Origin of the sequence: Paenibacillus sp. FSL P4-0184, from assembly GCF_038004625.1 — a bacterium.
Taxonomy (GTDB): domain Bacteria; phylum Bacillota; class Bacilli; order Paenibacillales; family Paenibacillaceae; genus Paenibacillus_AQ.
The window spans coordinates 2,322,383-2,335,001 of record NZ_JBBORN010000001.1; the positions used below are offsets into that span (position 1 = coordinate 2,322,383).

The window sequence follows — 12,619 nt, forward strand, 5'->3', positions numbered from 1 at the left end:
TCATCCTAGGAGTGGTTTTTAAGTTTGGGGTATAATGGATGTAGATCATATAGCACAAACCTACAGGGGTGAAATATAGATGAAGCGCATTACGATTTTAATTGCGGATGATGAGGCGGAGATTGCTGATCTGGTGGCTTTGCATTTGCAAAAAGAAGGGTATCATATCATTAAAGTATCCGATGGGCGGGCAGCGGTACAAGCTATTGAGTCCCAAACGATAGATTTGGCGATTCTGGATATTATGATGCCAGGGCTGGATGGCTATGAGGTAACCCGTCACATTCGGGAGCAGCATCATCTGCCGATTATTTTTTTAAGTGCGAAGACTTCTGATCTGGACAAGATCACGGGACTTGTCATGGGCGCAGATGATTATATGACCAAACCGTTCAATCCAATGGAGTTAGTCGCCCGCGTTAATTCTCAACTACGGCGCTCTATACAATTCAGTCAGCCCGCAGCCGTTCTTAAGTCGGTCCTTGAAGTTGGTGGGTTGACGATTTCACCAGATGAACATACCGTCACTCTTTACGGCGAGGTAATAGACCTAACTCCGAAAGAGTTTGATATTCTGCATTTATTGGCGAGCCATCCTAAGCAGGTGTTTAGCGCGGAGAGTATCTTCCAACAGGTATGGGGAGAAGCTTATTATGAGAGTGGCAACACGGTCATGGTGCATATCCGTACCTTGCGCAAAAAGCTTGGTGAAGACATCAATAAGAACAAATTTATTAAGACAATCTGGGGCGTAGGATATACCTTTACTGGGTAAGGCCACTGAGCTCTTATACATTTTAAGAAAAACTTTATATTTGTCCTGCTTTTTCTTTAAAGTGTCTTCGTTATTCTATTCCTATCAAGCATAAACGCCTTAAGGAAATGGGAGGACATTACGGATGAAAAAGTGGTTTTTTTTGGTGATCGTTGTGTTATTTGTTGGTTACGCAGCCGCTCGTTATTTACCGGATACGGGTAATTTAGCTGATAAGAATGATAAGATCCAGAAGGGATCGATTAGAGATAGCGATAGTTTAAAGGTGGTTACGCAAGATCAGGTATATCAAGGGGATTTATTGCTGGTGAACAAACAATATCCGGTACATGAGGACAGCGTGAAGTCTGATATTGTGACCTTATTTGATCAGAAGGATCTGGTTCAGGGCTATGGATTACTAGATACCTCGATTCGGTTGTCTGAAAGTGTAGCACATAAATTCAATAAGATGATCAAGGCTGCTGAGAAGGATGGCGTGAATCATTTTTTAATTAGCAGTGGGTACAGGGACTTTGAGGAGCAAGAGCGATTGTATGAGGAAAAAGGTTCAGACTATGCTCTGCCAGCGCAATATAGCGAACATAATTTAGGATTATCGCTGGACATCGGATCGTCCCAATCGGAAATGAGCAAAGCACCTGAAGGCAAATGGCTGGAAAAGAATGCGTGGAAATACGGCTTTATTCTACGCTATCCGAAAGACAAAACGGAGATTACGGGGATTAAATATGAACCTTGGCACTTCCGTTATGTCGGCTTGCCGCACAGTGCGATCATTTATGAGAAGGGAATTGTGCTGGAACAATATTTAGATCTTTTGAAGGAGAATAGTGAAATTTCAACGGTTGTAGACGGCAAAACATATACAGTAAACTATTATCCAGTATCAGGATATACAAGTATTAAGATTCCAAAGGAAGGGCAATATAAAACGTCGGGCGATAATATGGATGGCGTAATTGTCACTACATTTTGATGAGTACGAAGCCTAAGAGCGAGTCTACTATGACATTATTGCTGGCAGCCATATTTATTGTCTATATGTATTTCTTGATCCGAATTATCGTATTTAAAGGCGCACCTTTTAGCTTGCAATCACTTTGGGAACAGGCAGGGCGTATGCTCGAGCATCCCGACAGAATTTTTAAGCGACAGGGCAACTATGTACCCTTTAAAGAGATCTCGCGGGGGATAGAGCATCTGTCACTTTCAGATCCTTTTTCATCACTTAATTTAGTGGGCAATCTTCTTGCGTTTATTCCGTTTGGAGTCTTTGTTCCTATGCTGTTGTCGCACAAAGTAAGGTTATTTCAAAAGGTCTTCATGCTCTCTTTTGCGCTGAGTCTGAGCTTTGAAGTTACACAATTAGTATTGTATATCGGCACCTTTGACGTGGATGATCTGATCTTAAACACTTGCGGTGGGGTAGTCGGTTACGCCATATATAGAATGCTGGTTTCTTCTGGATTGTTTACAACTATATCGAAGCGGTGTTAGTATTTGTGGATGGTAGATATAGACAGAGGATAGAAGGGGCATGGTATGAAAAAGCGTATTTCGGATATTGTTTCCATCATTGTAGGAGCATTGCTGTTTTCCTTGGCCGTTAACTTATTTGTGATTCCGAACGAGTTCGGTGAAGGCGGGGTAACGGGACTGACTATGATTACATACTATTTGTATCAGTGGTCACCAGGTATTGTTAGCTTAATTCTTAATGCTTTATTATTGATTGTGGGTTATAAATTTCTGGACAAAACGACGACAGTATACACGATTATTGCGGTGTTTTTTAACTCGTTATTCCTGATTCTTACGAAGAATTGGCATATCGCCAGCGATGAGTTGATCATCAATGCAATATTTGGAGGCATCTTGTCTGGTGTGGGTATCGGAATGATCATACGTGTGGGTGGAACGACCGCAGGGTCAACCATTATCGCCAGAATCCTGCATAAATTTTTGGATTGGAACGTTAGCTACGCTCTTCTTCTAGTCGATTTAGTTGTAGTATTTGCTTCGTATTTCATCATTGGTGTTCAAAGTCTGATGTTTACGATTGTGATGCTCTATGTAGCGACTAAGGTGATGGACTTCATTATTGAGGGAGTGAATCCTAAGAAGGCCGTTACGATTGTATCCAAGGAGCAGGACAAAATTGCTGAACAAGTTAATGGAATCATGGATAGAGGGGTCACAGTCATATATGGCCGAGGGTATTATACTAAAGAACCCAAAGAGCTGCTCTATATTGTCATTAGCAAACAGGAAGTAACCATGCTTAAGAAAATCGTAAGATCGATTGATAAAGAGGCTTTTATCGCCATTCACGATGTGAGAGATGTGTTCGGAGAAGGCTTTGTGGAGCTGGCAAAATAAGAGTGAAAGTGCTGTCCGGTAGCTACCTGAGCTGCTTGGACAGTTTTTTTGGATTGGGCATTCGGATGTGATGGATATCATTGCATTTTCTGTTTATTCACATTTTATTAAATTTTAAAGTGATTCAGCGCACACTCGCTCATTTGCAGCTTCTATATGCTTTTTATAGAGGCATTATCTAATTGCAGGAGAGAGGGTATTCATATGTTAGATCAACAAACGATTGCTATTATAAAATCAACAGTTCCTGTATTACAGGTTCATGGAACAACCATTACTACGACGTTCTATGGCATGTTATTTGAAAACCATCCAGAGCTATTAAATATATTTAATCATGCCAATCAGCGGCAAGGCAGACAGCAGACAGCGCTTGCTAACGCAGTCCTAGCAGCGGCTATGAATATTGATCAACTAGGGAATATCTTACCGGTGGTAAAACAGATTGCAGAGAAGCATCGAGCACTGGGTGTATTGCCTGAGCATTATCCGATCGTGGGTGAGACCTTGTTAGCTGCGATTGGGAAAGTGCTTGGTGATGCGGCAACACCGGAAATTATAGATGCATGGGCTAAGGCTTATGGGGTAATCGCAGATGCTTTCATAGGAGTGGAAGCAGAAAAATATCGTGAGGCTGCCGAAGCGCTGGGGGGCTGGAGTGGATTCAGAAACTTTATCGTCACTCGGAAGGTTAGAGAAAGTGAGCTTATTACTTCCTTTTACCTGTCTCCTGAGGACGGAGGGGCGATCGCCTCTTATTCCCCGGGTCAGTACATCACGGTTCGTGTTCAGCCCGAGGGGGAAGAATATTCCCATATTCGCCACTACAGTTTGTCCAGTGCTCCGGGACAGGCGTATTACCGTATCACTGTTAAACGGGAAGGTGAAGGGATAGACAGACCTGCGGGCGTCGTATCCGCTTATCTGCATGATTTCGTCCAAGTGGGCTCTATATTAGAAGTGGGCTCTCCAGCGGGCGATTTTGTATTGGATCAGCGTAGTGACACTCCGGTGGTTCTAATCAGTGGGGGTGTAGGCTTAACCCCAATGGTAAGTATGCTGGAGACAATAATTGCTGCACAGCCAGAACGCGAGGTAACCTATATTCATGCAGCCATCGATGGAAGTTTGCATGCTATGAAAGATAGGGTGGCAGATTTAGCACAATCTCATTCTTCTCTTCGGTCCTATGTATGTTATGAATCTCCAGGAGAAGGCGACAAGTGCAATAGATCTGGTTATATTGATCTTTCTTGGCTTCAAGAAATAGCAGATGTGAACTCTGAATTCTATTTCTGTGGGCCGACCCCATTTATGAAGGTCATATATAAGGCGCTCAAGGAATGGCGGGTACCTGATGACAGAATTCATTTTGAATTTTTTGGACCTGCCGGCAGTTTAGAAGAATAATATAGATAACAAAAAGCGCCTCAGCCGATTGGCTGAAGCGCTTTTTGCATTGCGTTAGTGGTGATTTATTTGAAAGAAGCAAATGGATTAGTGCCTTTAGGCAGTATTGAACTAAAATTAAAGGTATAGGTAGGGATTCCAGCTGCATAAGGTGCGATTTCATATTGTTGATAGAAGATAGCTAAGCCACTTTCACTGACGAAGAAGGCAGGCTTCTCTGATAGACCACCAGTTGACTCCGGAAAAGCTATATCCTTAGTGCTTTGCTTCAACATTTTATCTAGTTTTTGTTTGTAGTTTGGTTCTGCTTTTAACAGGTCTTTAAGTTCTATTTTCTTACCATCCTTCAGTGAGAAGGTATGTCCCTCGCGCATGGTACCGCCGTGTGCTCCACCGCTATATCCATATTGATCGACTACAATACTAAGTACGCCTTCACGGTTAAAGGTGACAACATAAGTTTGAGAGTAGTCATATTTATGCTCTATCGTGCCATCTCTACGGCTGGCTTCTTTCTCAGCCTCTGATGCGAATAGTTCAGCCTCTTTTTTGAAGGCAGCATTAATCGTGTTTTGTACTTCATCCGTCAGACCGCTGATCTTTGGATATTGTACTTTAATGCTAGCATTCTTATTGCTCTTGTCTAAGGTAACAGAGGTGATCTTGATGTCATTCATCACCTTTTTGCTAAGTTCAAGCCATTTCTGGGCTGGATTATATACGCCTTGAATACCTAAATAATCATTCAACAGTTTGAAAGGAACATATAAGCGGTCGTTGATCATCTTCACTTCATGATTTCCGGTCATGCTATAAATGTAATATCCGTTCAAATCGGTACTGACGCCATAGTCAGAGACCTCCATGTTAAGCTTCACCGAGTCACTACTTACACTGTAAGTCTTTGTGGTTGAATTGTATTGAATAGCAAGGCCGAAGGCATCACGCAATACGGTTAAAGGGATCATCGTATTTCCGTCTACGATTTTTCCTTGCTGCGTTAAGACTTGGCCTTTATATTTAAGTACCACAGAAGGCTGCTGAACGGCTTGTTTGACTGTTTTTGTACCGGTAGTTGCAGCTTGAACAGAATTTCCTCCGATGAGTCCAGTACCTCCAAATAATACTCCAGTTGCTAATACAGCAGACGTCCATTTCATAGTTTTGTTCATGATTTAATTTCTCCTCTCCAATGATGGGCTTATGTAGTTCATTATGATTTTTGATGTTATCTATCACTCCTACAATTATACCTAGGCCCCAAATAGATTTGATTACAAACACGGTTACAGTGTTGTTGCATAGACGTGCAAAAGGTATATACTTTTTAACCATTTATTAATTTTTGACACAATCATGAGGACTTTAAAGTAATTACGGTAAGCTCGGGACGACAATTAAAACGTATAGGCATACGAGTCACTCCAATTCCGCGTGTGGTGTAGACCTGGAGTCGACTATCTGGGAGCTGGTATAATCCGCTTGAATATTTACTGCCGTGCGGCGGGGTATACAAGGCACCTACAAATGGGAGACGCACTTGCCCTCCGTGACTATGACCTGACAATTGCAGATCTATGGGAAGATGACTATATTCATCAGCAAAATCGGGTTCGTGCGCAAGGAGTAGAGTACATGCCTTATCAGGGATATGGCGTAGCGCCTGATGAATATCTGCTTTGCCGACCCACGGATCATCTACTCCAGCTAGATAAAGCGCCTCCGCATCTTTTTTTAAGACAATATGTTCATTATGAAGTACGTGGAAACCAGATTGCGTTAACCCTTTCGTCACAGCTTTCCTAGTGCCAAAAGCATCGTGGTTACCTAACACAGCATATTGTCCAAAGGGTGCCCGCAACTGTGAACAGATGTCTACAGCCTCAGAAATATAATCGACAGAATGATCTAGCAGATCCCCTGTGAAGCAGATCAGATCTGGATTTACATGTTGAATTTGCTGTACTAACTCTGTTAAGGCTTCGGACTTCGTATACACGCCTAAGTGTAAATCACTGAAATGAACGATACGAAATCTATCGAATGCTGGAGGGAGTAGAGGAAGCTTTATATCTATATGTTTAACTTCAAGCCAGTAGGGCTCAACCCAGTGTGAATAAATGCCGGATGCACTTGCGGTTCCAAGCAGCCCGAGCGACACTTGAGCACTTTTCTTCAGAAATTGGCGTCTGCTAATAGTATTCATAAACAAATCATACGTGGGGATTGTTACTCTACTATGACAATATTCATTTAATAACCCATTGTGACGATAAAACTACATATACATTTTTTATATGGGAGATGAACAGATGAGTATTATCGATGCCTTAGTCCTCGCAGCACCTTATTTCAAAAAGATTCACTCGCAGGATATTATGATTGGAATCACGGACAGGGAGATCTTCCATTATTACGCACCAAGTAAAGTTATTGATCTCGGATTGGTTAAGGGTAACCCTATCCCTCCTGAAGATCTGTCGCTTTCAAATGGACTGAAAGGTATAGCAAGCTCTAACCGAATCCCAGCAGAAATTTATGGAGCTCCTGTAATCTCAACATGTGTACCTATCTACGGAACTGATGATGATGTAATCGGGGTTTTTGCCATTGCCTATACACTAGAGAACGAGAATAAGCTTGAAGTATTTACAGACGAGATTAATGGGATAAGCAATCACCTAATGGATATGGTTCAGAGCGTAGCTGCACAATCTGAAGAATTATCGGCCACCTCTCAGCAAATATTAGATAATACACGTAGAGCGGTAACGGAGTCTCAAGAAGTAAATAAGGTTACTAGCTTCATTCGTGAGATTTCTGAGCAGACGAATCTGCTAGGACTAAATGCAGCCATCGAAGCCGCGCGTGTAGGAGAGCAAGGGGCAGGTTTTGGGGTGGTTGCTACGGAAGTGCGCAAACTGTCCGTTAACACTAAAGAAGCAACCCATAATATTGAAAAATCACTGAGTGATGTTCAAAAGTCCATTAAGCAAATGGAGCAAGAAATTGAAGCGATCTCTGCTTCTTCACACGCACAAGCAGAATTGGTCACTGAATTCAGCGGGGTAATTGAGCGCTTGAATAAGGCCAGCAAAGAAATGACTACTTTCATGCAATCCATCATCCAGTAGGGTGTATGCATAAAGTTACTTATCCTAAACCATGCTAGAAGAGAACAGGCGCATTTCAGAAGGGAGCGAATTTCATTTATGAAACAACCCGATTCCAGTCTGCAAGCGAACGACAATGTAACTCAAGCCAAAAATGCTTTAGGCAAGCTTCATTTCTCTGTCTCTCAGGCGCTTAGTCATCCAACAGAACAGACTTTGGCACAGGCTGAGAACCGTTTGGCGCATACCGAACAGGCGGTAGAGCAAGCTCGTGCCTCGTTAGGTCCTCAAGGTGTGGAGTTGGCTGAAGAACTGCTGGCCGAGGATAAGAGCAGGCTTGCTGCATTGAAGACGCAAGGGAAACGTTCAGAACGCTAGATGTTCCTGCTACAACCCGTGAAGCGAATAAGCTTCACGGGTTGTTCTCATGCACTCTCATGTACTGTTTCCTTAAGGGTGTAGCTTAGGATTGAGGATGGTATACTGAATTGAAGGTTCTAGCAAGAGCTTGGATGGGAGATAAACGATATGAATGGTAAGGACATCGAAGAGTTAACCCGGCAGGCGGAGGCTTTCATTCGACAATGTTACGCTGAACTTGATAAGACTGAAGCTGAGATGGATCAACGCATCCAAGCCGTACGAGAAGAAATTAATCAATCCGGGAGTTACACACATACAACGGAAGAGCTGGCTCATGGGGCGAGAATGGCTTGGCGAAATAATAGCCGCTGCATTGGCCGCCTCTTTTGGCAATCCATTGAGCTGATGGATGAACGTCTGGCAGAGACCGAGGAGGATATTGCTGAAGCTTTGCTGCGACATCTGGAAAAGGCGAATAATGGAGGACGTATTCGTCCACTTATCACGGTCTTCCGCAGCGGGGAAGCTCCTGATCGGAGAATCCGGATTTGGAACCATCAATTGATTCGTTACGCGGGATATCCTGGTGATGCTGAACATGAACGCGCTGGTGATCCGGCATCGGATGAATTTACGAAAGTGTGCCAACAATTAGGCTGGCAGGGAACAAGGGGCAATTATGATGTATTGCCGCTAGTGATCAGCATAGGTAATGGGCACCCCCATGTATTTCCTATTCCTCAACACCTCATTCAGGAGGTGCCGTTAACTCATCCTGAAATTGAACGTTTTGCAGAGCTTCAGCTTCGCTGGTATTCTGTACCGATCATTTCGGACATGCAGTTGGAGATTGGCGGGATTCTATACCCCGCGGCTCCTTTTAACGGCTGGTACATGGAGACCGAAATTGGATCACGTAACTTAGGGGATACTGGACGATATAACACTTTGCCGGCTGTAGCTGATCTGATGGGACTTGACCGCTCCAGTAACACAACGCTTTGGAAGGATCGGGCGCTTCTTGAGTTGAATCGTGCAGTACTGCATTCCTTTAAGCAAGCTGGGGTCAGTATCGTTGATCACCATACAGCAGCCGATCAATTTGTGAGATTTCAAGAGCAGGAGCAGGGACATGGACGTCAGGTTTCGGGACGCTGGTCATGGCTGATCCCCCCTATGTCTCCGTCGTCTACACCGATTTGGCATGACAGTAAACTGAAAGAATATGATTACAGCCCTCGTTTCCTTTATCAGCGATCACCTGTGGCCACCTGTCCTTTTCACTAGCAATCCAATTTATGATCAAAAAAGCGCCAAGTTCCCCTCATAAGGAAACTGGCGCTTTTTAGGCTTTTAAATGCTCTAGAAAGATTTGTTTAAGAAGCTCAAGCTGCTTGTCGGAGTCTAAATCCGATTCTAGCAGGAGGATGTTCTCTTTCATCGTTAGCTTTCTGGAAAAGAGAGCAAAGCTGTTCATCAGCGTGATTAAGGTCTCTTTCACAGGGAGATCGGCGCGAATAGAACCGTCTTCTACCCCATTTTGAATGATCCTGGAGTACTCATGCCAAATCTTGCGGTTTAATGCATTGAAATCCAGAACGTCCTCAACAGGCTCATTTAAGTGAGAGGCGTAGCTTTCAAAATTGACCATAAAAATAATGCTTAAATGATTTTGATCCTGAATAAAGAAGTCAAATAACATCTCGATCTTTTCGAGACAGGTAAGTGGCAAGTCAGCTACATGCTTAAAGTAATCGAGCATTGGCTCTAGCATCCGGGTGGCCACCGCCACGATGAGCTTTTCTTTTCTAGGAAAATATCGAAACAACGTCGCAATCCCGATATTTGCTTCGCTTGCGACATCCTGCATCGTCGACTTTTCAATTCCTTTTTGCGAAAATATTCGTTCTGCGGATTCGAGAATCGTATATAATCGCTGCTGTTTACCTTCAGATCGTTCTTTTTCATAGCGTGCTTTAGGATTCATGAGGGATAGACCCTTCCATTTTTTAATTAGGTTCTTTAATTATTAGTATTATATCCACCGTTTATTGGATTAAGCAAGGAGAGGTTGTAGTTATTTCGTAAAAATGATATGATTAATATCACAGTGATAGTGTGACTATCATCACTCGAATTATTATATCACAATACGATTATAGAGGAGACTTAATTATGAATCGTCTAACTAATAAAGTAGCAATTATTACAGGTGCAGGCAGTGGCATGGGTCGTGAAGAAGCCCTTTTATTATCCAAAGAAGGTGCTACAGTTGTAGCAACTGATATTAACGAAGCTGCTGTACAAGCAGTTGTAAAAGAAATCGAAGAGGGTGGTGGACAAGCCGCAGCTTATGCACATAATGTAGCTTCCGAAGAAGACTGGATCAAAGTTGTAGAAGATGTGATTAGCAAATTTGGAAAAATCGACATCCTGGTAAATAACGCAGGGATCTCGTTCCCAGTTCAATTGCTTGAATCCACTGTTGATCAATGGAACAAAGTAATGAACATTAATGTAAGCAGCGTATTCCTTGGGATGAAACATGTTGTTCCTCAAATGAAGAACAATAAAGGTGGTTCCATCGTCAATATCTCCTCCATCGCAGGTTTGACTGGCAGCAGCGGTGCCGGCGCTTATACAGCTTCTAAAGGTGCCGTTCGTATGCTGAGTAAAGCAGCAGCTGTAGACTTTGGTAAAGATAACATTCGCGTGAACTCTGTTCACCCAGGCTTTATCGAAACTCCAATGAGTGCTGAATTTGTAAATGATGAAAGAATGCATAGCTTCTTTATGTCCCAGACTGCATTGCCACGCGTTGGACGTGCTTCTGAAGTAGCTGAAGCTGTATTGTTCTTGGCTTCTGATGAAGCTTCATACATTACAGGTGTTGAGCTGCCAGTTGATGGCGGAGTCGTGGCAAAATAATGAATTTCTAAATAGGCAACACTAAGAAAGCCGTCTCATGCGTAGATGTTATCTACGCGTGGGGCGGCTTTTGTTACATTAGCAAAAGCGTCTCTTTCTATTTAAATCATAAATATTTAAGCGCCCATTTCTACCGAACATTAGCCTACGACCCTGCATAACATATAGCACTTGTAAGCAGGAGAAGGGTGTGGTTCAGAGATGGGCATCCAATTAACAGCGCTCCATTATGTATATTTGGCATTCATCGTGTTCATTATGGCACTTCTGATTAAGCGGCGGGATACAACGATGATCTGTATTTCAGGCATCTTTGTATTAGGCTGGCTCGCGACAGAAACGATTAGTGGTTCAGTCACAGGCGTATTCAACTCTTTTGTATATGCAACAAAGGAGTTAATGGGTACGATTATGATTATTTCGATCATTGTAGCCATGAGCAGAGTATTAACACGTACCGGAATAAACGAGACGATGGTTGCCCCACTTACCCGTTTTTTACGTACGCCGTTTATGGCATTTTGGGGAATTGGCTTGATTATGATGGTGACATCATGGTTCTTCTGGCCTTCCCCAGCAGTGGCCCTGATAGGGGTTGTGCTGCTGCCCGTTGCTATTCGGGTAGGATTGCCTGCACTTGGAGCAGCGATTGCGATGAATCTATTCGGTCATGGGATTGCGCTGTCGAGTGATTATATTATTCAAGGTGCACCTAAATTGACGGCAGATGCGGCAGGACTTCCGGTAAGCAGTGTCATGGAAGCGAGTATTCCGCTTGTTATAGTGATGGGTGTAGTCACTACGGTAACAGCCTATTGGATGATGCGACGAGATCAGAAGAACGGTACTTGGCGAGACGGACTTATTTCCGGGAAAAATGCCGCGAATGCGCTAGCTGCAGACAGTGATGCGGTCGAGGGTCAAGCGGTGATTCCTCCCACACTGAAGAAATGGCTGGCGATCGTTATCCCACTCCTGTTTCTAGCTGATGTAGCAGGCATGTTTCTGCTGGATTTACAGGGCGGAGACGCAACGGCCTTAGTTGGCGGGACTGCTGTATTTATCTTGGTTGTAGTAACATTGCTCGCACATCGTAATAAGGGACTGGAGCAAGTCACCTCATATCTAATCGATGGACTTACATTTGGCTTTAAAGTATTCGGTCCAGTGATTCCAATTGCGGCATTCTTCTATTTGGGAGATTCGGCCTTTGCTGAATTGTTTGGCAAAGTCTTACCTGCTGCATCTCAGGGAATTGTTAATGATCTAGGGGTTGCTCTGGCGCATAATGTACCTCTAAATGGTGCTGTAGGTGCTGTGACCGCTACCATAACAGGGGCCATTACAGGCCTTGATGGTTCAGGGTTCTCGGGAATCTCACTTGCGGGGTCCATCGGAAAATTGTTCGCTGTTGCCACACATTCCGACGCAGCTACTTTAACTGCACTCGGTCAGGTATCTGCCATTTGGGTTGGCGGGGGGACGCTAATCCCATGGGCATTGATTCCAGCCGCCGCTATCTGCGGCGTAAGTCCATTTGAGCTCGCTAGACGCAATGTTAAACCGGTGCTGATTGGGCTGATAGTTACAACGATTGTTGCTATGTTTCTGGTGTAGATCTGGCTTAGAATATTGACTCAAAAAAAGG

13 protein-coding genes are annotated in these 12,619 nt (G+C 43.5%); 10 read left to right on the plus strand and 3 right to left on the minus strand.

Annotated features, from left to right (window positions below):
- Positions 1–79 precede the first annotated feature (79 nt).
- The 5 genes from MKY52_RS10035 to hmpA all read left to right on the plus strand — a co-directional run bounded on the left by MKY52_RS10035 (position 80) and on the right by hmpA (position 4,567).
- Positions 80–775: a response regulator transcription factor gene (locus MKY52_RS10035; RefSeq protein ID WP_042192843.1), complete on the plus strand. Its 696-nt coding sequence runs from the start codon at positions 80–82 to the stop codon at positions 773–775.
- A 124-nt stretch (positions 776–899) separates the two neighbouring features.
- Positions 900–1,754, plus strand: a complete 855-nt coding sequence (locus MKY52_RS10040; RefSeq protein ID WP_341051166.1) for a M15 family metallopeptidase — start codon at positions 900–902, stop codon at positions 1,752–1,754.
- Between the two features lie 29 nt (positions 1,755–1,783).
- A complete protein-coding gene (locus MKY52_RS10045; RefSeq protein ID WP_341051167.1) occupies positions 1,784–2,275 on the plus strand; it encodes a VanZ family protein in 492 nt (163 codons plus the stop codon).
- Between the two features lie 45 nt (positions 2,276–2,320).
- On the plus strand, positions 2,321–3,157 hold the full coding sequence (locus MKY52_RS10050; RefSeq protein ID WP_042192837.1) for a YitT family protein: 837 nt from the start codon (positions 2,321–2,323) through the stop codon (positions 3,155–3,157).
- A 204-nt stretch (positions 3,158–3,361) separates the two neighbouring features.
- On the plus strand, positions 3,362–4,567 hold the full coding sequence (gene hmpA / locus MKY52_RS10055; protein ID WP_341051169.1) for an NO-inducible flavohemoprotein: 1,206 nt from the start codon (positions 3,362–3,364) through the stop codon (positions 4,565–4,567).
- 65 nt (positions 4,568–4,632) lie between these two features.
- On the opposite strand, the gene MKY52_RS10060 is transcribed toward hmpA, so the two are convergent.
- On the minus strand, positions 4,633–5,739 hold the full coding sequence (locus MKY52_RS10060) for a PdaC/SigV domain-containing protein (RefSeq protein WP_341051171.1): 1,107 nt from the start codon (positions 5,737–5,739) through the stop codon (positions 4,633–4,635).
- Between the two features lie 182 nt (positions 5,740–5,921).
- Positions 5,922–6,773, minus strand: coding sequence for a metallophosphoesterase (locus MKY52_RS10065; protein WP_341051173.1), 852 nt, complete (start codon positions 6,771–6,773; stop codon positions 5,922–5,924).
- A 484-nt stretch (positions 6,774–7,257) separates the two neighbouring features.
- On the opposite strand from MKY52_RS10065, the gene MKY52_RS30350 reads away from it, so the two are divergent.
- The 3 genes from MKY52_RS30350 (at position 7,258) to MKY52_RS10080 (ending at position 9,330) form a co-directional block, all read left to right on the plus strand.
- Positions 7,258–7,701 carry a methyl-accepting chemotaxis protein gene (locus MKY52_RS30350; RefSeq protein ID WP_445671016.1) on the plus strand — a complete coding sequence of 148 codons (444 nt, stop codon included), beginning with the start codon at positions 7,258–7,260 and terminating at the stop codon, positions 7,699–7,701.
- Between the two features lie 78 nt (positions 7,702–7,779).
- Entirely contained in the window at positions 7,780–8,058 is a 279-nt protein-coding gene (locus tag MKY52_RS10075) for a hypothetical protein (RefSeq protein ID WP_076284951.1), read from the plus strand.
- Between the two features lie 150 nt (positions 8,059–8,208).
- On the plus strand, positions 8,209–9,330 hold the full coding sequence (locus tag MKY52_RS10080) for a nitric oxide synthase oxygenase (protein ID WP_341051178.1): 1,122 nt from the start codon (positions 8,209–8,211) through the stop codon (positions 9,328–9,330).
- 58 nt (positions 9,331–9,388) lie between these two features.
- Here MKY52_RS10080 and MKY52_RS10085 read toward each other — a convergent pair whose 3' ends face one another.
- Entirely contained in the window at positions 9,389–10,030 is a 642-nt protein-coding gene (locus MKY52_RS10085; RefSeq protein WP_341051179.1) for a TetR/AcrR family transcriptional regulator, read from the minus strand.
- Between the two features lie 188 nt (positions 10,031–10,218).
- Between MKY52_RS10085 and MKY52_RS10090 the strand changes: the two genes are divergently transcribed.
- A complete protein-coding gene (locus MKY52_RS10090) occupies positions 10,219–10,971 on the plus strand; it encodes an SDR family NAD(P)-dependent oxidoreductase (protein WP_341051180.1) in 753 nt (250 codons plus the stop codon).
- A gap of 201 nt (positions 10,972–11,172) precedes the next feature.
- Positions 11,173–12,588, plus strand: a complete 1,416-nt coding sequence (locus MKY52_RS10095) for a hypothetical protein (RefSeq protein WP_339799384.1) — start codon at positions 11,173–11,175, stop codon at positions 12,586–12,588.
- The last annotated feature ends 31 nt before the right edge of the window (positions 12,589–12,619 follow it).

Excerpts from the sequence above, each read along its gene's own strand:
- MKY52_RS10065 (WP_341051173.1), bottom strand. The coding sequence starts at position 6,773 with ATGAATACTATTAGCAGACGCCAATTTCTGAAGAAAAGTGCTCAAGTG.
- MKY52_RS10095 (WP_339799384.1), top strand. The coding sequence starts at position 11,173 with ATGGGCATCCAATTAACAGCGCTCCATTATGTATATTTGGCATTCATC.
- MKY52_RS10080 (WP_341051178.1), top strand. The coding sequence starts at position 8,209 with ATGAATGGTAAGGACATCGAAGAGTTAACCCGGCAGGCGGAGGCTTTC.
- MKY52_RS10040 (WP_341051166.1), top strand. The coding sequence starts at position 900 with ATGAAAAAGTGGTTTTTTTTGGTGATCGTTGTGTTATTTGTTGGTTAC.
- MKY52_RS30350 (WP_445671016.1), top strand. The coding sequence starts at position 7,258 with ATGGTTCAGAGCGTAGCTGCACAATCTGAAGAATTATCGGCCACCTCT.
- MKY52_RS10035 (WP_042192843.1), top strand. The coding sequence starts at position 80 with ATGAAGCGCATTACGATTTTAATTGCGGATGATGAGGCGGAGATTGCT.
- hmpA (WP_341051169.1), top strand. The coding sequence starts at position 3,362 with ATGTTAGATCAACAAACGATTGCTATTATAAAATCAACAGTTCCTGTA.
- MKY52_RS10060 (WP_341051171.1), bottom strand. The coding sequence starts at position 5,739 with ATGAACAAAACTATGAAATGGACGTCTGCTGTATTAGCAACTGGAGTA.
- MKY52_RS10050 (WP_042192837.1), top strand. The coding sequence starts at position 2,321 with ATGAAAAAGCGTATTTCGGATATTGTTTCCATCATTGTAGGAGCATTG.
- MKY52_RS10090 (WP_341051180.1), top strand. The coding sequence starts at position 10,219 with ATGAATCGTCTAACTAATAAAGTAGCAATTATTACAGGTGCAGGCAGT.
- MKY52_RS10075 (WP_076284951.1), top strand. The coding sequence starts at position 7,780 with ATGAAACAACCCGATTCCAGTCTGCAAGCGAACGACAATGTAACTCAA.
- MKY52_RS10085 (WP_341051179.1), bottom strand. The coding sequence starts at position 10,030 with ATGAATCCTAAAGCACGCTATGAAAAAGAACGATCTGAAGGTAAACAG.
- MKY52_RS10045 (WP_341051167.1), top strand. The coding sequence starts at position 1,784 with ATGACATTATTGCTGGCAGCCATATTTATTGTCTATATGTATTTCTTG.